Origin of the sequence: Variovorax sp. Root318D1 (genome assembly GCF_001424835.1) — a bacterium.
Classification (GTDB): Bacteria; Pseudomonadota; Gammaproteobacteria; order Burkholderiales; family Burkholderiaceae_C; genus Variovorax.
The window spans coordinates 390,565-410,312 of record NZ_LMCQ01000023.1 but is presented as its reverse complement, the minus strand read 5'-3'; the positions used below and the strand labels follow the sequence as shown (position 1 = coordinate 410,312).

General features: G+C 66.5%; 17 protein-coding genes. 14 read left to right on the top strand and 3 right to left on the bottom strand.

The genetic code is table 11. The features are described 5' to 3' along the window. Positions 1 to 275 precede the first annotated feature (275 nt). Genes ASC78_RS22770 through ASC78_RS22745 form a run of 6 tightly spaced genes read left to right on the top strand, consistent with a single transcriptional unit; the run spans position 276 to position 7,990 of the window. Entirely contained in the window at positions 276 to 2,618 is a 2,343-nt protein-coding gene (locus ASC78_RS22770) for a type VI secretion system Vgr family protein (protein ID WP_055806660.1), read from the top strand. A 14-nt stretch (positions 2,619 to 2,632) separates the two neighbouring features. Beyond that, entirely contained in the window at positions 2,633 to 3,070 is a 438-nt protein-coding gene (locus ASC78_RS22765; protein ID WP_055806657.1) for a hypothetical protein, read from the top strand. Between the two features lie 12 nt (positions 3,071 to 3,082). After that, entirely contained in the window at positions 3,083 to 5,743 is a 2,661-nt protein-coding gene (locus tag ASC78_RS22760; protein ID WP_055806654.1) for a DUF2169 family type VI secretion system accessory protein, read from the top strand. After that, entirely contained in the window at positions 5,740 to 6,864 is a 1,125-nt protein-coding gene (locus ASC78_RS22755) for a pentapeptide repeat-containing protein (protein WP_055806651.1), read from the top strand. Before ASC78_RS22760 ends, ASC78_RS22755 begins: the two co-directional genes overlap by 4 nt. After that, positions 6,861 to 7,580, top strand: coding sequence for a DUF3540 domain-containing protein (locus tag ASC78_RS22750; protein ID WP_055806649.1), 720 nt, complete (start codon positions 6,861 to 6,863; stop codon positions 7,578 to 7,580). Before ASC78_RS22755 ends, ASC78_RS22750 begins: the two co-directional genes overlap by 4 nt. Positions 7,581 to 7,603: 23 nt before the next feature. Then, entirely contained in the window at positions 7,604 to 7,990 is a 387-nt protein-coding gene (locus tag ASC78_RS22745) for a DUF4150 domain-containing protein (RefSeq protein WP_055806647.1), read from the top strand. A gap of 9 nt (positions 7,991 to 7,999) precedes the next feature. Here ASC78_RS22745 and ASC78_RS22740 read toward each other — a convergent pair whose 3' ends face one another. From ASC78_RS22740 to ASC78_RS22730, 3 genes are all read right to left on the bottom strand, one after another. Further along, positions 8,000 to 8,983, bottom strand: coding sequence for a tripartite tricarboxylate transporter substrate binding protein (locus tag ASC78_RS22740; protein WP_055806644.1), 984 nt, complete (start codon positions 8,981 to 8,983; stop codon positions 8,000 to 8,002). An 89-nt stretch (positions 8,984 to 9,072) separates the two neighbouring features. Continuing rightward, the gene (locus ASC78_RS22735; RefSeq protein WP_055806641.1) at positions 9,073 to 10,146 is read right to left on the bottom strand and encodes a patatin-like phospholipase family protein; all 1,074 of its coding nucleotides are present in this window, start codon (positions 10,144 to 10,146) and stop codon (positions 9,073 to 9,075) included. A 37-nt stretch (positions 10,147 to 10,183) separates the two neighbouring features. Then, positions 10,184 to 12,559, bottom strand: a complete 2,376-nt coding sequence (locus ASC78_RS22730; protein ID WP_055806638.1) for a Tex family protein — start codon at positions 12,557 to 12,559, stop codon at positions 10,184 to 10,186. 190 nt (positions 12,560 to 12,749) lie between these two features. On the opposite strand from ASC78_RS22730, the gene ASC78_RS22725 reads away from it, so the two are divergent. From ASC78_RS22725 to manD, 8 genes are all read left to right on the top strand, one after another. Beyond that, positions 12,750 to 13,487: a FadR/GntR family transcriptional regulator gene (locus ASC78_RS22725; protein ID WP_055806636.1), complete on the top strand. Its 738-nt coding sequence runs from the start codon at positions 12,750 to 12,752 to the stop codon at positions 13,485 to 13,487. 73 nt (positions 13,488 to 13,560) lie between these two features. Continuing rightward, a complete protein-coding gene (locus ASC78_RS22720) occupies positions 13,561 to 14,391 on the top strand; it encodes a substrate-binding periplasmic protein (RefSeq protein WP_055806633.1) in 831 nt (276 codons plus the stop codon). A gap of 38 nt (positions 14,392 to 14,429) precedes the next feature. Continuing rightward, a complete protein-coding gene (locus tag ASC78_RS22715; protein ID WP_055806630.1) occupies positions 14,430 to 15,284 on the top strand; it encodes a substrate-binding periplasmic protein in 855 nt (284 codons plus the stop codon). Between the two features lie 4 nt (positions 15,285 to 15,288). Then, positions 15,289 to 16,326, top strand: a complete 1,038-nt coding sequence (locus ASC78_RS22710; RefSeq protein WP_055806627.1) for an L-idonate 5-dehydrogenase — start codon at positions 15,289 to 15,291, stop codon at positions 16,324 to 16,326. 48 nt (positions 16,327 to 16,374) lie between these two features. Beyond that, positions 16,375 to 17,040: an amino acid ABC transporter permease gene (locus tag ASC78_RS22705; RefSeq protein WP_055806624.1), complete on the top strand. Its 666-nt coding sequence runs from the start codon at positions 16,375 to 16,377 to the stop codon at positions 17,038 to 17,040. Between the two features lie 16 nt (positions 17,041 to 17,056). Then, entirely contained in the window at positions 17,057 to 17,716 is a 660-nt protein-coding gene (locus ASC78_RS22700) for an amino acid ABC transporter permease (RefSeq protein ID WP_055806620.1), read from the top strand. After that, positions 17,713 to 18,498 (top strand): amino acid ABC transporter ATP-binding protein, encoded by a 786-nt coding sequence (locus ASC78_RS22695; RefSeq protein ID WP_055806617.1) that lies wholly within the window; start codon positions 17,713 to 17,715, stop codon positions 18,496 to 18,498. The genes ASC78_RS22700 and ASC78_RS22695 overlap by 4 nt, the downstream gene beginning before the upstream one ends. Positions 18,499 to 18,535: 37 nt before the next feature. Further along, positions 18,536 to 19,747: a D-mannonate dehydratase ManD gene (gene manD / locus ASC78_RS22690; protein ID WP_055806613.1), complete on the top strand. Its 1,212-nt coding sequence runs from the start codon at positions 18,536 to 18,538 to the stop codon at positions 19,745 to 19,747. Position 19,748: the final 1 nt, after the last annotated feature.

Genomic DNA, 19,748 nt, shown 5'->3' with positions numbered 1-19,748 from the left:
CGACGCGATCGTTGTTCAGAGCGGTGGTTGATCAGCCAGCACGACGACAGCGCCCGGTGTGCACAGGGCGCCGGGTGCTCCCCGCAGCGAAATAAAGGAGGAGGCGAAGCCGGGGGACATTCGCGGAGGGGAGTACCCGGTGGCCTGTGCACGCGCAAGCGCCCTGAAAACAGCAGCGCCCCCTCGGCACGTCATGCATATGACATAAGGAATTCCTAGACTGCCATCCGAAGGCTTCGCATCCGAAGAAGCCCCAAGGGCGAGGGAAATTCCGAATGACGCGTACCGTCCAGGTTCACACCGTACTGAACGCCGAGCAGCTCAAGTTTCGCGCCATGCGGGGGCACGAAGGACTGTCGCAGTTGTTCGAGTTCGAGGTCGACATGGTCAGCACCAGCTTCAACCTCGACCTGAAGAAGCTGCTGGGCACTTCGCTCACACTCGAACTCACAGACGGCGGCGCGCCGCGCTTTCTCAACGGCACGGTGGTGCGCTTCGAACTCGTGGGCCGCGCCAACGAAACCGGCCGCCACTATGTGTACCGTGCCCTGGTGCAGCCCTGGCTTTGGTACCTTACGCGCACCACAGACTGCCGCATCTTCCAGAACAAGAGCGTGCCCGAGGTGCTCGACGAAGTGCTGGGCAAGTACGGCTTCGAATTTGAAAAGCGCCTGACGGGCAGCTACCGCCCCTGGGAATACTGCGTGCAATACCAGGAGAGCGACTTCGCTTTCGTGAGCCGCCTCATGGAGCACGAAGGCATCGCCTACCACTTCGAGCACACGAACAATTCGCATCTGCTGGTGCTGGCCGACGACACCGGCGGCTACGGCAGGCTGCCGGGTTTTGCCACCATTGCGTATCGCCCGCGCGGCCGCGTGCTTCATGCCATGGAGCCCTGCATCGACCAGTGGCGCATCTCGGAGCAGATCACCTCGGGCCGCGTGATGCTCGACGATTTCGACTTCAAGAAGTCGCGCGCCTCGCTGCAAAGCGTGCGGCAAGACCCCAAGGGCCACGATCATTCGAGCTACGAAGTCTACGAATGGCTGGGCGGCTACAGCGAGCACCAGCAGGGCGACACCTACGCGAAGATCCGCCTGCAGGAGCTGCAGTGTGCCCACGAGCTTGCCGCGGGCCACACCAACGTGGTGGGCATGGCGCCGGGCTACCTGTTCGAGATGACGCATTGCCCGCGCGAGTCGGACAACCGCGAGTACCTGGTCACCGAAACCCGCTACGACTTGCAGGAGCCCGAATACGCCACCGGCGGTAGCACGGAATCGGTCTGCCAGTTCGACTTCACGGTGCTGCCTTCGAACGTGCCCTACCGGCCCACCCGCAAGACGCCCAAGCCGCGCACCAACGGCCCGCAGACCGCGACCGTCGTCGGCCCGGAAGAAATCTGGACCGACCGCTTCGGCCGCGTGAAGCTGCAGTTCCGCTGGGACCGCTATGGCCAGTCGGACGAGAACAGCTCGTGCTGGGTGCGCGTGTCCAGCAATTGGGCCGGCGCCAACTACGGAACCATGCACATGCCGCGCGTGGGCCAGGAGGTGATCGTCGATTTCATCGGCGGCGAGGCCGACCGCCCGATCATCACCGGCCGCGTCTACAACAACGACCAGATGCCGCCGTGGGAGCTGCCCGCCAATGCCACGGCCAGCGGCATCCTCACGCGCTCGAGCACGGGCGGCGCGGCCAACCAGGCCAACATGCTGCGCTTCGAGGACCGCACCGGCGCCGAGCAGATCCTGCTGCACGCCGAGCGCAACCTCGACATTGAGGTGGAAGCCGACGAGACGCACACCACCGATGGCACGCGCACCACGGTCATCGGCGGGCATGAATCGTCGACCTACAAGAGCGGCGAAACGCGCGACATCACCGCGGGAGCGAAAGAAACCATCACCGGCGGCGACACGCGCGACGTTGCCGGCGGCTTCAGCGAAACCGTGAAGGGCGGCGTCACACAGACCATTTCGGGCGGCAAGAAGCGCACGCTCAGTGGCGGGCTGAACGACACGATCACGGGCGGCGTGAAGCTGGCGATCACCGGTGGCTTTCACGGCACCATCGACGGCCAGGAGATCCGCTTCGTGAGCGGCGGGCGCAACGACACCATCAACACGTCGAACACGGTGCTGGTCGACGGACCGTCGAACACCACCGTGACGGGCCCGACGGTTCATACCTCGCCGGACGTGACGTTCAACACGACGAACCACATCCACAACACCACGCAGCACGTCATCAATACCACCGTCTACAACACGACCTCCAGCACGTATTTCAACTTTGCCCTCAACTACACGAACAACTCGAAGAGCTACACCAACAACTACGCCAAGAGCAGCGACTGGCGCCTGTACCGCGCCGGCGGCGTGGGATTCCGCTTCTCCGCGGTTGGGATGGCCATGGACCTCTGGGGGCTGCGTCAGCAGAATTACATCCTCAACTCGCAGTTCTCGGGCGTCCGCCTCGACGTCGCGGTGTTCCGGGCGCAGAACGAGGCGACCGAAATCAAGGGAACGGCGCTCAAGGTCGCGAACATCGGCATGAAGATCGCAAGCGGCGGCCTGGCGTTCGCCGCAAAAGCCATGACCGTCAAGGTCTGAACCACTGGAACTCAATGGACATCTGGGAGCAGATTCTGTGGGTCGTCTTCGCGGTGATGATGGGCGGTGCGCTGGTGGCTTGCATCTCGGTGGCGGTGGTCGCCACCAGCGAACAGCGCAAGTACACCAAGGAGCAGCGCGTGGGCAAGGCCTTGGGCGGCACCGGCGTGCCCGCGCAAGGGACCGTGCTCGAAGTGCGACGCCCGGAACATCAGCTCACCAGTCCCGGAACCCATGGGCAACGCATGGTGGCGCTCGAACTGGACCTGCAGATGGGGCCCGCGGCCCAGGTGCCGACCGTGGTGCTCAGGACGCTTGTTGACGAACTGCTCCTGCCCCGAATCGCCGTGCCCGGCGCAACCATCCATCTCTTGCAAGACCCCGCCAATCCCGCCGTGGTGTCGGTGGACAGGCAGCGGACGCCCCTTGAAGTACCGCCCGCTCAGGGTTAGGGCCTACGGACAATGAAAACCGTCAAGCCGCTCCGGCTGAGCGTCATCACGCGCCCCTTTCTGCGCAGCGGGCATCAGCGGCTGGGCGTGACCGTCATCGGCATGGTGTCGATGGGCGAGGCTCCCGTGCTGCTGCCCGAGCCCGAGTTCTGGAAGATCGCGGCCGACGAGCTCGGGCCCATGGGCGCCATCGACCTGGGCATCCCCAAGGTCTGCGCCGAGTTCCTCGCGACCGGCCATGCCTACACCCATCACCAGAAGGAAAAGACCGCCTGCGCGGTTGCCTTGCGGGTGGGCGGGATCGAGCGGCAGCTGCTCGCCTTCGGCGATCGTTTCTGGCTGGACGGCCGTGCCACCGCGCCGCAGGCCTTCGAATCGATGCGCCTGGACTGGACGCGCGCGTATGGCGGCCCCGGCTTTGCCGACAACCCGCTGGGCATCGGCCATGTGCCCGAAATCGTCAACGGCCTCGCGGTCCAGCGCCTGCCGAATGTCGAGCACCCGCTGCGCCGGCTCGACCGCCCCGACCGCGAGGTGGAGCCGGCATCCCTCGGCGCGATCGATCTGAGTTGGCCGCGCCGCATGCGCCTGATCGGTCGGCATTACGACACACACTGGCGCGAGAACCTGTTCCCCGGCTTTTCCGAGGATATGGATTGGCGCTTCTTCAATGCCGCGCCGCCGGAACAGCGCTGGGCCGACCGCGACCGCATCCCGGGCGGCACGCCTTATGAAGTCTGGAACATGCACCCCACCCTCCCGGTGCAGCGCGGTCAGTTGCCGGATTGGCGGGCGCGCGCCTTCATCGCCCGCAAGACGGCGCCGGGCCAGCGCGAGCCGCAGCACTTCGACGAAGTGCCCATGCGCCACACCACGGCGTGGTTCTTTCCGCACCTCGCGCAGGTGGCGCTGATCTACCACGGCGAGATTGGCATTGCCGAAGACGATGCCGACGACGTCACCCACGTGATGCCGGCCATCGAGGCTGCGGGCGACCCGCCCCGCCCGCTCGCGCACTACTTCGAGATCCTGCAGCGCCGCTGCCATCCCGAGACGGGGGCGCTCTACGCAGCCCGCGACGACGAACTGCTGCCCGCTGAAGCCATCGGCCCCTGGCTCGACACGCTGGACGACGACAACGAATCGGCGCTCGTTCGCAACATGCGCGAGCGCGGCGATCGGCTGCGCCAGGACATGATGCAGAAGGCGCGCGAAGCCGGCCACGACCCGCGCCTCTTGCGCGAGCGGCCGGTGCCCGAGCCCTTTCGCAAGGCGCCGACGCTCGCCGAATTGCCCGAGTTCATCGAGCGCACGCGGATCTTCACCCAGGACCAGCGACGCAAGCTCGAGGATGGGCGGAAAGAGCTTCAACGGCTGGGCCAGCTCAACGCAGTGGAGTCGCGCAAGGTCGGGTTCGACACCGGCGAGCTGGTGGCGGGCATCGATCGCATGACGACCAAGGGCCCACCCGCCTTTGACGCGAAGGCCGCGCTGAAAGGCATGCTCGGCATCGCCGAGGCGACGGGTACGCCCGCGCTCCCGCCCGCCCAGCAGCGGGAGTTCAAGCAGATGCTGGAAAAAGGGCAACGCGGCTTGCTCGACATGTACCGCATGGGCGCACAGCACCAGTCCGCGGCCGATGCCATGTCCGGCGAACGCGCGGCCGAGGTGCGCCAGCGCGTGCAAGAGGCGATGGCCACCACCCGCGATCTCTCGGCTATGGATCTCACGGGCGCCGACCTGTCGGGCATGGACCTGCGCGGCGCGCGCCTGCACCGCACGCTGCTCGAAAGCGCGAACCTCGAGGACGCCCGGCTCGACGGTGCCGATGCCACCGAGGCCGTGTTGGTGCGCGCGCGGCTGTCGCGCGCGTCCCTGGCCGGCTGCGTGCTGCAACGCGCCAACCTGAGCATGGCCCAATGCGTGCAAACCGCATTCACCAGCGCACATCTGCACGAAACCACGCTCGAGAAAACACGCTTCGACAGGTGCGACTTCTCGCATGCCGTGCTCGAACACCTGACCTTGCTGGGCCTGCACTTTGCGCACTGCAACTTCGACGAGGCCCGCTTTGCCTACGTGACCTTTATCGAGCAAAGCTGCCTGCAGGATTGCAGCTTTCGCGGCGCGGTGCTTCACAAGATGGGGCTGATCTCGTGCGTCGTGGCGCGGCTGGACTTCACGCGGGCGCAGCTCGAGGCCTGCGCCTGGGCCCACACGCCGGGAGACGACGGCATCGCGTTTCGCGAGGCAACCCTGCGCACCACCTGCTTCGTCGGCACCAGCAGCCTCCGCAACATGGACTTCGAAGGCGCGACGCTGGTGCAGTGCGGCCTGCGCGACATGCCGCTGGATGGCGCCCGCTTCATGCGCGCGACGCTCGACACCTGCGACTTCTCCGCCTGCAGCTTCACCGGCGCCGACCTGAGCGCGATCGATGCGCCAGAAAGCCTGTTCATCCGGGCGGATTTCACGCATGCCTCGCTGCGCGGCGCCAACCTCATGCATGCCAGCCTCCAGAAGGCACGGCTGATCGGCACCGACCTGCGCGAAGCCAACCTGTTCCGCGCCGATGTGTCGCAGACCCTGATGGACAGCGTGACCGAGACGCGCGGCGCCTACATAGAGCAGGCCAAGACCCTCCCGCGCCGCGCCGCGGACCCCGCGCAATGACGCGGGACGAACTGGCAACCAAGATCCGCGGCGGCGAGCACATCCAGGACCAGGACTTCAAGGGCATGAACTTCGACGGACTGGACCTGCGCGGCGGCACCTTCGGCGCCTGCGATTTCTCCGGCGCGAGCCTGCGCCGGGCGTTGTTGGCCGAATCGGTGTTCGATGCCTGCCGCTTCGACGACGCGGTGCTCGACGCCGCCGATCTGCACCACTGCGCCTTCACCCGCTGCGGCCTGCCGCGCGCGAGCTTGAAGTCGGCCGCGATGATGCATGCGGTCTTCACCGAGACGGACCTGCGGAATGCCGACCTTGCCGAAGCCCGCCTGGGCCAGGCCACCTTTCACCAGAGCACGCTCGATGATGCGAACTTCGAACGCGCCGACCTCACGAAGTCGGTGTTCGGCGAAAGCAGCCTCGCCGGCACGCGCTTCGACGGCGTCGCCCTGAACACCACCGTGTATTACCGCGCCGGGCTGCGCGGCGCGAGCTTCAGCGGCGCAAGCTTTCACAACGTCATCTTCAGCGAGGCCGCGCTCGCGGGCCAGGATTTCTCGGCGCAGTCGTTTCATCTCTGCCAGTTCATCGACGCCGACCTGGCGGCCTGCAACTTTGCCGGTGCGCGGCTCAGCCAGTGCAACTTCAAAGGCGCGAAGCTCGAGCGGGCGGTGCTGACGGGCGTGCACGCGCCCCAATGTCTTTTTCCGGAAGCCGACCTGCGCCATGCCGACGCCCGCGGCGGACATTTCGACCAGAGCCTGTGGGTCGATGCATGGCTGGACGACGCCGACTTGTCCGGTGCGAGGCTCGAGCAGTGCGTATTCCACCGTGCGCGCTGCCGGCGCACATCGTTCGCGCGCAGTCAGCTGGTGTACGCAGATTTCTCGTATGCCGACCTCAGCGGCGCCGACCTGCACGGCGCCACCTTCCTGCGAACCCAGACGCATCGATCGATTCAGGCCGGCACTCGCTGGAGCGACCGCATCGGCGTGCTCGACAGCGACCCCGCGCTGTTTGAGGCCGAGCGCTTTTCGGCGGCACGCTCGAGCCGGCCGCAGCGTGCGGACCGCGACACCTTCGGACGGCCGCTGCCTCCCAATGCACCGGACACCGCGCCATGAATCATCACCACCGCGCCACCCGCGAATCCACCCAGCCTCCGCCCCAGGTCGCCGGCACCGACCGCAATCCGCATGCCGCCGAGATGCGAGCCCTGATGGGCAAGCCGCTGCCGTCCGCCGCGGCCGCCCCGCCTTCCTGGACCGGCAGCGCCTTGGGCACCGTCGTGCAACAGATGCCGGACGGCGGCTTCCTGGTCGAACCCCAAGGCGGCGGCGATCGCTGGCACTGCCCGCGCGCCGCGAGTTGCCTGCTCGAACCCGGCACGGGCGACACCGTGCTCGTGGCCGGGCCGCACCGCGAGAACCTTTACGTCATTGCCGTCGTCACGCAGGCGGACGCCAGCCAGTCGCACATCGTGACCGAGGGCGACCTCACGATCCGTTCGCGCCGCGGCCGCATCGCGCTGAGCGCGCCCGCGCTGGCGCTGCAGGCCGAACGCGCGCAGGTCGACATCGCGGACATGGAATACCGGGGTGCCGAGCTGCGCGTGACCACGCTCGTCGCGCGCTTCGTGGGCCGCACGCTGGAGACCGTGCTCGACCGCCTGAGCGTGCTGACCCGCTCGAGCTTTCGCCTCACCGAAGAAGTCGAGCAGGTGCGGGCGGGCCAGATCGACATGCAGGCTGCCGAGACCCTGCGCCTGCATGCGAAGAACACCTTCGTCACCAGCAAGGCGCTGGTAAAGGTGGATGCCGAACAGATCCACATGGGCTGACCACGAATACAAGGAGCATCGACATGTTTGCCAATGCACAGATGATGGGCATGGACCTCGCGTTTCCCGACGTTTGCAAGACGCCGCCCGCGATCCCTATCCCCTACCCCAACTTCGCATTGGGGCCGACGGCGATTCCCAACGCCTGGAACATCCTCTATGGTGGCACGCCAGTCCACAACATGGCCACCACCACGCCCATCACCAACGGCGACAACTCGGGCGTGCTGATGGGCGTGGTGTCGCAGACGGTGATGGGGCCTTCGCGCCACATCACCGGCGCATTCACCGTGCTGCTGAAGGGCACGCCCTGCACGCGCATGACCAGCCTGTCGGTGCAGAACCGCTGCAACATCGTGGGCATGCGCATCGTGCCCAGCCAGTTCAAGGTGCTGGTGCTCGCGGCCTGAGCTTTTCTCTTATTCCGCCTTCACGCCCGCGGTGCGGATCACTTTCGCCCACTTGGCGGTTTCGGCGGCAATGAAGGCATCGAATTCCTCCGGCGTGCTGCCTGCCGGGAACGTGCCCATGGCATCGAGCTTGGCGCGCGTCTCGTCGCTCTTGATGATGCGCGACACCTCTTCCGACATGCGCTTGACGATGTCCCGCGGCGTGCCGGCCGGCGCCAGCATGCCCGCCCAGGTGCTGCCGGTGAAGCCCGCGAAACCCTGCTCGATGAAGGTCGGCACATCGGGCAGTGCGGGCAGGCGCTTGTCGCCCGCCACGCCGATGAGGCGCACCTTGCCGGCCTTGGCCTGGTTGATGAGGCCGGTCGGCGCATCGAAGAATAGCTGGATCTGCCCTCCCATCAAGTCGGTCAGCGCAGGCACCGCACCGCGGTACGGAATGTGGATCATGTAGGTCCGCGTGAGCGACTTCCACAGCTCGGTCGTCAGGTGTGCGGCCGAGCCGTTGCCCGACGAGCCAAAGCTCACCTTGCCGGGGTTCGCGCGCGCATAGTCGATGAGCTCGCGCGCGGTCTTGAACGGCGCGTCGACATTGACCGCCGCCAGGAGCGGCGAGACACCCATGAGCGAAACGCCTTTCAGGTCTTTCTGCGGGTCGTAGGGCAGCTTGGGGTACAGCGTGGTGTTGGCCGCATAGGCTGCAATGACGACGCCGAAGGTCGTGCCGTCAGGTGTGGCCTTTGCAATCGCATCAACGCCGATCAGGCTGTTGGCACCCGGCTTGTTGTCGATCACCACCGGCTGACCCAGCTTTGTCTGCAGGCCAACCTGCACCAGCCGCGCCATCTGGTCGGTGAAGCCGCCCGGCGTGTAGGGCACGATGATGCGGATCGGCTTGCTGGGCCAGGCGCTTTGCGCCAGCGTGGGCAGTGGAATGCTTGCGGCCGCAGCGGCGGCAAGGGTGAATCGGCGGCGTGAAATTCGGGCCTGCGGCATGGGTGGCGGCTTTCTCTGGACAGGAATGAGCCGATCATTCTCGAAGGCGCTGCGCGCGCGCAGCCTCAGGGTTTGCCCCGCCGGAAAATTCAGAGCGGCAGAACGTCTCGCGTCCGGCCGGTCGCAAGCCACGCCTCGAACTCATCCGAAAGCCGCTCTGCCTCGCGCACGGCCTTGCTCCATGCGCCGATGCGAGCCTGCGGATCGTTCGCGAAATGGATGAAGTCCTTGCGGTCGGGCAGCTTGCCGTTGGGCAGCGAGCGCACCCAGTCGGCGTCGGGCGCGAGCACCACCATGCGGTCGAGAAAGCCGGTCGACTTGTGGCGCCAGCGCAGGCCCTTGTCAAGCCAACCGGGCACCACAGCGCGCTGGAAATGCGGGTACAGCACGATGCCTTCGTCGGTCGGTTGGTAGTTGAGGTGCAGGTGGTAGTCGGTGATGCCGCCGTCCCAATACGCTCCGCGCGGCGCACCGGGAATGTCGTGCACCGCGGCCAGAAGGAACGGAATCGAACATGACGCCTGCAGCACCAGGTTGAAGTTCTCTTCGCTCAGCGCATGCTGGCGCGTGCGGAAGTCCTGGGTGCCGAAAGGCAGCGCCGCGCCGGGTGTGGAAAACACGCAGCGTTCGAGCCATGCGCCCAGGCCCTTGCGGTACAGGCTGTTGGTGGCAAAGGCGCCCAGGTAGCCGAAGGGCGTGCGCGCCCTGCCCTCGCGACCGAGGATGTGGCGCCCACGCGAAGTCACCACGTGCAGCCGGTAGCGCGAATGGTTCAGCACCTCGCCGATGCGCCCGCCGTAGAAGTCGGCCAGGCTCTCGGCAAAGCGTGCGCTCAGCTGGTTTGGGCTGAGCCGCTTCTGTCCAGGAGGCACGTCGAACTGCTGGCGCACATAGTCATGCTCGAAGCGCTCGAACGCCTTCTGCGGATCGGAGAGACAGGCCGTCGAAAGCCGCCACGCGCCGATCGATGCGCCCACCAGGTGCACCGGCTGGCTCGACTGCGTGAGCCAACGGCCGAAGATGAAGCGGTCGAGCGGCCCGAGGACAAGGCCCTTGGGCCCGCCCGCCGCGCCGGGAATGGTGCGCACGTCCTGCGGGCGCAAGCCGTGCGCTTCGATGTGCTCGCGGGCTGTGGGGCCGGCGTAGATGCGCAGGGCTTTCATGAGGCCAACCGCATCAGCAAGAACCGTGCAGCATGGCCTACTTGCGCAACCCCTGCAGCTTGGCGAAAGCGCTCGCCATCTGGCCCGCGGGCTGCGGCGAGTTGTCGCGGCGCGGGCCTTGTTGCTGGCCGCGTCCCGCACCTTCGAAGCGGTTGTCGCGCGGCCCGTCGCGTCGCGCGGGCGCTGCGTCGAGCTTCATCGACAGGCCGATGCGCTTGCGCGCCACGTCCACTTCCATCACCTTGACCTTGACGATGTCGCCGGTCTTGACCACCTCGCGGGCATCGTTCACGAACTTGTGGCTCAGCTGGCTCACGTGCACCAGGCCGTCCTGGTGGACGCCCAGGTCGATGAAGGCGCCGAACTGCGCCACGTTGCTCACAGTGCCCTCGAGGATCATGCCCTCGACCAGGTCCTTGATGTCGTCCACGCCGTCGTTGAAGCGCGCCACCTTGAAGTCGGGGCGCGGGTCGCGACCGGGCTTCTCGAGTTCGCCGAGGATGTCCTTCACCGTGATGACGCCGAACTTCTCGTTGGCGAAGAGCTCCGGTTTCAGCGTCTTGAGCATTTCGGCGCGGCCCATCAGCTCGGCGATCGGCTTGCCGGTCTTGACGAGGATCTGCTCGACCAGCGGATAGGTTTCGGGGTGCACGCCGGTGATGTCCAGCGGGTCGGCGCCGCCGCGGATGCGCAAGAAACCCGCGCTCTGCTCGAAAGCCTTGGGGCCGAAGCCGGTCACGTCGAGCAGCTGCTTGCGGGTTGCGAACGCGCCGTTCGATTCACGCCAGCGCACCACCGCCTTGGCCACGCTGGCCGACAGGCCCGACACACGTGACAGCAAAGGCACGCTCGCGGTGTTGAGGTCCACGCCCACGGAGTTCACGCAGTCTTCGACCACGGCCTGGAGCGTGCGCGCCAGTTCGCTCTGGTTCACGTCGTGCTGGTACTGGCCCACGCCGATGCTCTTGGGGTCGATCTTCACGAGCTCGGCCAGCGGGTCTTGAAGGCGGCGCGCAATGCTGGCGGCGCCGCGCAGGCTCACATCCACGTCGGGCATTTCCTGCGAGGCGAATTCGCTGGCGGAATACACCGAGGCGCCCGCCTCGCTGACCACGACCTTGTCGACCGTCATCTCGGGCGCGCCGGCCTGTGCGGCCATCTTGGCGAGCAGCTTGATGAGGTCGGCCGCCAGTTTGTCGGTCTCGCGGCTCGCGGTGCCGTTGCCGATGGCGATCAGGTTCACGCCGTGCTTGGCGCAGAGCTTGCCGAGCGTGTGCAGCGAACCTTCCCAGTCCTTGCGCGGCTCGTGCGGGAATACCGTGGCGGTTTCGACCAGCTTGCCGGTGGCATCGACCACGGCCACCTTCACGCCGGTGCGGATGCCGGGGTCCAGGCCCATCACGACGCGCGGGCCGGCCGGCGCAGCCAGCAGCAGGTCGCGCAGATTGTCGGCAAACACCTTGATCGCGACCTTCTCTGCGTCTTCGCGCAGGCGGGTGAACAGGTCGCGCTCTGTGGAGAGCGCCAGCTTCACGCGCCAGGTCCAGGCCACGCACTTGCGGATCAGGTCGTCGGCCGGGCGGCCTGCATGGCTCCAGCCCAGGTGCAGCGCGATCTTGCCTTCGGCGATGCTGGGCTTGCCCGGTTCGGGCTCGACCGGCAGCACCAGCTTGGCATCCAGGATCTCGAGCGTGCGGCCACGGAACACCGCCAGCGCGCGGTGCGAAGGCACGCGGCCGATCGGCTCGTCATAGTCGAAGTAGTCGCGAAACTTGGCGACATCGGCGTTGTTCTCGTCCTTGCCCGTCATCAGCGTCGACTTGAGCAGGCCTTCGGCCCACAGCCATTCGCGCAGGCGCTGCACCAGCGCTGCGTCTTCGGCCCAGCGCTCGGAAAGAATGTCGCGCACGCCGTCGAGCACGGCCGGCACGGTAGAAAAATCGGGGCCCGGCTTGCCATCGTCCAGCGTGGTGGCGGGCTGCAGGAACGCCTTCGCTTCCACGGCCGGGTCGAGCGTCGGGTCGGCCAGCAGCTTGTCGGCCAGCGGCTCGATGCCGAACTCGCGCGCAATCTGTCCCTTGGTGCGGCGCTTCTGTTTGAACGGCAGATACAGGTCTTCGAGCTCCTGCTTGGTCGGCGCGAATTCGATTGCGGCACGCAATTGGGGCGTGAGCTTGCCCTGCTCGTCGATGCTTTTGAGCACTGCGGCGCGGCGGTCTTCGAGTTCGCGCAGGTATGAAAGGCGTGCTTCCAGTTCGCGCAGCTGGATGTCGTCGAGGCCGTCGGTCACCTCTTTGCGGTAGCGGGCAATGAACGGAACCGTGGCACCGCCATCGAGCAGTTCGATGGCAGCCTTCACCTGGTGCTCGCCGACCTTGATCTCGGTGGCGAGTTGGCGAATGATTTTTTGCATGTCGAAGGGGATCCCTGGAACTGGCGACGCCGCTCGGACGCCTTGCGGATAAAGCCGGGAAGTTTGCCATAGGGTGCGGCCACCCCAACAGCCACCCGGCGCACCGCGGAAGCTTCCGGCCTTAGTGGTAAACCACTATGGGTCAAATTGGTAGGCCACGCACAATGTGGTCCAACCACTTTGAATCGCCATGGCACTCAAGCTCATCCATCCCTCTTCCGCGACGATGTCGAAAATCGGCCAACCTCAGATGGAGAAGCCGTACCAACGGCTGGCGGCCAATATTTTCGAATTGGTCAAACAGGGTGAGTTTTTGGTTGGCCAGAGACTTCCGTCCGAAAGAGCATTGGCGGAGCGCTTCGACGTCAGCCGCACCTCGGTGCGCGAGGCCATCATTGCGCTGGAGCTCCAGGGCGTGGTCGAGGTGCGCGGCGGCTCGGGCATCTACATCTGCCAGGCGCAGGACGCGCCAACGCGGCTGCCGGTGGTCCAGGAAACCGGCGCCGGGCCTTTCGAGTTGCTGCGTGCGCGCTGCCTGATCGAGTCAGAGATCGCATCGCTGGCGGCCACCACGCGCAAGGACGCCGACCTGGACAAGATGTTCGGCGCGCTTGCCACCATGCGCGAGCAGATGCACGACAAGGAAGCCAACGAGGCGGCCGACCGCATGTACCACCTGCACATCGCCGAATCCACCGGCAACAGCGTGCTGCTGCAAACGGTGACGAACCTCTGGGATCAGGCCAAGGGCCCGATCTGGACTCAGATCGAGCAGCACTTTCATTCGCCCGACCTGCGCCTGAAGTCGCAGGACGACCACCAGCGCATCTTTGCCGCGATCGTCTCGGGCGACGCCGATGCCGCACGGCTGGCCATGCGGGCGCACCTGGAACGCGTCATCGGCGAATTCGCCCAGAGCTGGCGCTAGGCCCCCGCCCCGCAGCGTCTGCCGCGGCCATCCGCGGCGGCGCTTCACCCTCGAAAAGACGGAGACACAACCCATGAAGCCCATCCTCGCCCGCGGCCTGACCGCACTGTTGCTTGCCGGCATCTTCGGCAGCACGCATGCGCAAGAGCCGCCCGCGGCCGGCGCGAGCCCGCGCATCGATGCCATCCGCAAGGCCGGCGAGCTGCGCGTCGGCGTGCTGCAGAACGCGCCTTGGCTGATCGAGAACACCACCGGCAACGGCGAGCCCTGGAGTGGCCCGGCATGGCTACTGGCCAAGGAGTACGCCCGCCTGCTCGGCGTCAAGCTCAGCACGGTGCCGGTGTCGCACGAGACCAAAGTGCCGGTGCTGGCGTCGAACCAGGTCGACATGACCATCAGCCCGCTGGGCGAAACGCCGGAGCGGCTGAAGGTGGTCGACTTCGTCACCTACTCCACCACCAGCGTGTGCATGTTCGGCCGTGCCGACAACGCCAAGCTGGCCAAGGCCACTTCGGTCGACGACCTCAACCGGCCCGAGGTGACCATCGCCTATTTCACGGGCGGCGCCGAGGAAGGCTGGGTCAAGGAGCGCTTCCCCAAGGCCAAGCTGCGCGCCGTCGCCAGCTCCGGCGCCACCGCTCCGGTGGAAGAGATCATGGCGCGCCGCGCCGACGCGGCACCGATCAACCGCGTGCCTTGGGTTGGGCTGCAGCAGAAGGTCAAGGGCCTGGCGGTGCTGCCGAAGGACAACAACTGCCAGGGCAGCACCGAGAAAGCCTCGCCGGTCGGCCTGGCCATCGACAAGAACCAGCCCGCCTACCTTGATTGGCTGCGTCAGGTGGCAAAGGCCCGGAAGGCGCAGCTCGACGCCGACGAGGCCCGCGTCATCGGCGCACTGAAATAAACAAGCCGCACATCAGCCCAAAAAAGCAGGAGACCTTCATGTCACACATCCCCAGCACCTTCTTTGGCCGCAAGCTGGCCAGCGCAGCACTCACCGCTGCTTTGGCCGTCGCTTGCGTGGGCGCGTCGGCCCAGACCCCGCCGGCGCCCGGTGCGAGCCCGCGCGTGGACGCCATTCGCAAGGCCGGCGTGCTGCGCGTGGGCGTGGTCAACAACCCGCCGTGGCTGGCGCAGAACACGGCCGGCGACGGCGAGCCGTGGTCCGGCCCGTCGTGGACGCTGGGCAAGGAATTCGCCAAGCTCTTGGGTGTGAAGGTGGAGCCCGTGGCGGTGAGCCACGAAACCAAGGTGCCCGCGCTCACGGCCAACCAGATGGACATCATGATCGGGCCGCTGAACGAGACCGCCGAGCGCGCCAAGATCATCGACTTCGTCACCTTCTCCAGCACCGGCGTGTGCATGTTCGGCCGCGCCGACAACCCGAAATTCACCGGCGCACGCACGCTGGAAGACTTCAACAAGCCGGAGATCACCATGGCGTATTTCTCGGGCGCGGGCGAGGAGCCGCTGGTGCGCCAGCAGTTCGCCAAGGCCAAGCTGCGCGGCGTCGCCAACTCCGGCTCGGTCGCGCCGATCGAAGAGGTGCTGGCCGGCCGCTCCGACGTGGCGCCACTCAACCGCATGCTGTGGCCCAACATCAGCAAGAAGGTGAAGGGCTTGGCCGTGTTCCCCAAGGAAAACGACTGCCAGGACAGCAAGATCTTCCAGATCCAGACCGGCATGGGTGTGGCAAAGGACCAGCAGGTGTACCTCGACTGGCTGCGCGCCGTGGCCCAGCGCATGCAGCCCGCGCTCAGCGAAGAAGAGCGCCGCATGACACAGAACCTGAAGTAACGCCATGCTGAACTGCGAAATCCACGGCGCACTCGACCTGCGCCTTGCCGAACGCCCGTCGGAAGCGCTGTCGCCCACCCAGGTGCGCGTGGCCGTCAAGGCGGTGGGCATCTGCGGCTCCGACCTGCACTACTACCGCCACGGCCGCGTCGGCGACTTCGTCATCCGCGCGCCGCTGACGCCGGGACACGAGGCCTCCGGGCAAGTCATCGAAGTGGGCGCGCAAGTCAGCTCGGTGAAGCCCGGCGACCGCGTCGCCCTCAACCCGTCGCGCACCTGCGGTGTCTGCCGCTTCTGCCGCGCGGGCGCTTCCAATCACTGCGAGAACGTGCACTTCTTCGGCAGCGCCAGCCGCTGGCCGCACATGCAGGGCGCGATGCGCGAGCAGGTGGTGGTGGAGGCCACGCAGTGCCTCGCCGTGCCCGACACGCTGTCGTTCGAGCTGGCCGCCTTCGGCGAGCCGCTGGCCGTGGCGCTGCATGCGGTGCAGGAGGCCGGCTCGCTGCTCGGCAAGACGGTGATGGTGGTGGGCGCCGGCCCCATCGGCGCGCTGATCCTCATGGCCGCCAAGCTTGCGGGCGCGAGCCAGCTGATCGCGGTGGACATCGTCGACGAGACGCTCGCGGCCTGCACCCGCGTGGGCGCGACGCGCACCATCAATGCGGCCAAGGAGCCTGATGCGCTGCAGGCGCTGGCGGCGGACAAGGGCCAGGTCGATGCGTGCTTCGAGGTCTCGGGGCACTACGACGGCCTGGCCAATTGCATCCGGTCGACGCGCCCGCGCGGCACCATCGTGCAAGTGGGCACGCTCGGCGGCAACAGCGAGAGCTGCCCCTTCAACCAGATCATGGTCAAGAGCCTGCACCTGGTCGGCAGCTTCCGCTTCGTCGACGAATACGCCTGGGCCGTGGACTACCTGAGCCGCGGCGTGCTGGACGTGTCGCCCCTGCTGACCGAGGCGGTCCCGGTGGCGCGCGTGCACGACGCCTTCGCACTGGCGGCGGACCGGCACCGTGCGATGAAGGTGCTCGTCACGTTCTGACGGGATTGCCTGCCGCTGCCCCTCCCGCCCTACTTTCGCGGAGCTTCAATGGAATTCGATTTCTCGCCGATTGCGGACAACTGGCGCTTCTTTGCCAGCGGCCTGGGCGTCACGGTGGCGCTCAGCCTCATCAGTGCCGTCACCAGCATCCTGGCGGGCCTGGTGATCGCGCTGCTGCGGCTGTACGGCCCTGGCTGGCTGCGCCCGGTGCTCGTCTTCTACATCGACTCCATGCGCGCCATTCCCGTGCTGGTGGTGCTGGTGTGGATGTACTTTGCGTTTCCGCTGCTCGTGGGTTTCACGTTCTCGCCGTTCTGGGCGGCCGTGATCGCACTGACGCTGCACATCGCGGCCTATGCCGCCGAGGTGATCCGCGCCGGCATCGAGTCCATCCGGCCGGGCCAAACGCGTGCCGCCCTGGCGCTGGGCATGTCGCGCGCGCAGCTGCTGCGCAAGGTGCTGCTGCCGCAGGCCACCATCCGCATGCTGCCGGCCTTCGGCTCGATCCTCACCATCGCCATCAAGGACACGGCCATTGCCACGGTGATTGCCGTGCCCGAGCTGATGCATCGCGCCGAGACCGTGGCGGGGCAGAGCTACCGGCCGGTGGAAGTTTTCACCGCGGTGATGGTGGCGTATTTCGTGATCCTGTTCCCGGTCACGCGCGGCATCGACAGGCTGTACCACCGCGTCGCTCATCTGGGGCGTTCATGATGAAAAGGACCACCCAATGACTTTCGACTGGTCCGTGATCTGGACGCACCGCCAGGCCTTGCTCGAAGGCGCGGCGCTCACCGTCGGGCTGACGGTGCTGACCATGCTGTTGGCCGTGCCGGGCGGCATCATGCTGGCGCTCATGCGCCTGTCGTCCAACAAGCTGCTGCAGTCCGCCTCGCTCGGCTTCGTGGAGTTCTTCCGCAACCTGCCGTTGATCCTGGTCATCTACTGGGTCTTCTACGTGATGCCGATGGCGGTCGAGTTCCAGCTCTCGCCGCTCGTCACCGCACTGGTGGCCTTGGTGCTCAACATCTCCGCCTACAACGCCGAGACCTTTCGCGCCGGCATCAACTCCATCCGCAAGGGGCAGCTGGAGGCGGCGCTCGCCATGGGCATGTCGCGCCGCCAGGCCATGTTCAAGGTGGTTATCCCGCAGGCGGGGCGCCGCATCCTGCCGGTGATCGCGAGCACCTGGGTCTCGCTCTTCAAGGACACCTCGCTGGTGTCGGTCATTGCCGTGAGCGAGCTGGCCTATTCGGCAATGCAGATCCGCGCGCAGACCTTCCGCGTGCTGGAGATGCTCACCGCCATGGCCGTTCTCTACTGGCTGATGGGCTACCCGCAAGCCAAGCTGGTGGACTGGATCCACCGCAAATATGGAGTCAAGGAATGATGAACGACATCGCCCGCGCCCCCGCGCGCAAGAACGCCGACCAGCCGCCGGTGCTGGTCTATGAGGACGTGCGAAAGCTCTATGGCGACTTCGTGGCGCTCAACGGCGTCTCGCTGCAGGTCCACAAGGGCGAGGTGATGTGCCTGATCGGCCCTTCCGGCTCGGGCAAGTCGACTCTTCTGCGCTGTACCAACGCACTGGAGACGATCAACGGCGGGCGTGTGCTGATCGACGGCGTGCCGCTGCCCGTGCAGGAGTCGGCCGTGCGCAAGGTGCGCCAGCGCATGGGCATGGTGTTCCAGAGCTTCGAGCTGTTCCCGCACAAATCGGCGCTCGACAACGTGGCCATGGGCCCCATCACCGTGCTGGGCATGCGCGAGGCCGAAGCCAAGGCGCGCGCCATGGCACTGCTGGAAAAGGTCGGCCTCTCGGCCAAGGCCGGCAGCTTCCCGGCCAACCTCTCCGGCGGCCAGCAGCAGCGCGTGGCGATTGCCCGCGCGCTGGCCATGGAGCCGGAGGTGATGCTTTTCGACGAGCCCACCTCCGCGCTCGACCCCGAGACCGTGGGCGAAGTGCTCAGCGTGATGCAAAAGCTCGCCCAGGAGGGCATGACCATGATCGTGGTCACGCATGAAATGGGCTTTGCGCGGCGCGTGGCCGACTGGGTGGTGGTGTTCGAGTCCGGCGCCATCATCGAACAGGGCCCGCCGGCGCAGATCTTCGAGCACCCCACCGTGGAGCGCACGCGCGACTTCCTCGGCCATCTCGGCTGGAACGGCTGACGAACGAACGCCGCCGCCATCTTTTCTCGCTTCAACCATGAAAATCACCAACGCCCGCGTCATCGTTTGCAGCCCTGGCCGCAACTTCGTCACCCTCAAGATCGAAACCGACGAAGGCCTGACCGGCATCGGCGATGCCACGCTCAACGGGCGCGAACTCTCCGTGGCCGCCTACCTCACCGAGCATGTCATCCCCTGCCTGATCGGTCGCGATGCGCACCAGATCGAGGACATCTGGCAGTACCTCTACAAGGGCGCCTACTGGCGCCGCGGCCCGGTGACCATGACCTCCATTGCCGCAGTGGACACCGCGCTGTGGGACATCAAGGCCAAGGCCGCGGGCCTGCCGCTGTATCAGCTTCTGGGTGGCAAGAGCCGCACCGGCGTGATGGTCTATGGCCATGCCAACGGCAGCGACATCGAGCACACGGTGGACGAGGTGCTGCGCTATGCGGACGCCGGCTACAAGGCCATCCGCGCGCAGAGCGGCGTGCCGGGGCTGGAAAAAGTCTATGGCGTCGGCAAGGGCACGCTGTTCTACGAACCCGCCGATGCCGACCTGCCCTCCGAGCACGACTGGTCCACCGAAAAGTACCTGCGCCACACGCCCAAGCTGTTCGAGCGCATCCGCGAAAAGCTCGGCTTCGAGCACCACCTGCTGCACGACGTGCACCACCGCCTCACGCCCATCGAGGCGGGACGCCTGGGCAAGTCGCTGGAGCCCTTCAACCTTTTCTGGATGGAGGACGCAACGCCGGCCGAGAACCAGGACGCCTTCCGCCTTATCCGCCAGCACACCACCACGCCGCTGGCGGTGGGCGAGATCTTCAACTCCATCTGGGACTGCAAGGAGCTGATCGAGAACCAGCTGATCGACTACGTCCGCGCCACTGTGGTCCATGCCGGCGGCATCACGCACCTGCGCCGCATCGCCGACCTGGCCTCGCTCTACCAGGTGCGCACGGGCTGCCACGGCGCCACCGATCTGTCGCCGGTGTGCATGGGCGCGGCGCTGCATTTCGACCTGTGGGTGCCCAACTTCGGCATCCAGGAATACATGCGCCACACCGAGGAAACCGATGCGGTGTTCCCGCACGCTTACACCTTCGATCAAGGCATGCTCTACCCCGGCGACGTGCCCGGCCACGGCGTGGAGATCGACGAGGCGCTGGCCGCAAAGTACCCCTACAAGCGCGCCTACCTGCCGGTGAACCGCCAGCAGCACGACGGCACGCTTTGGAACTGGTGAG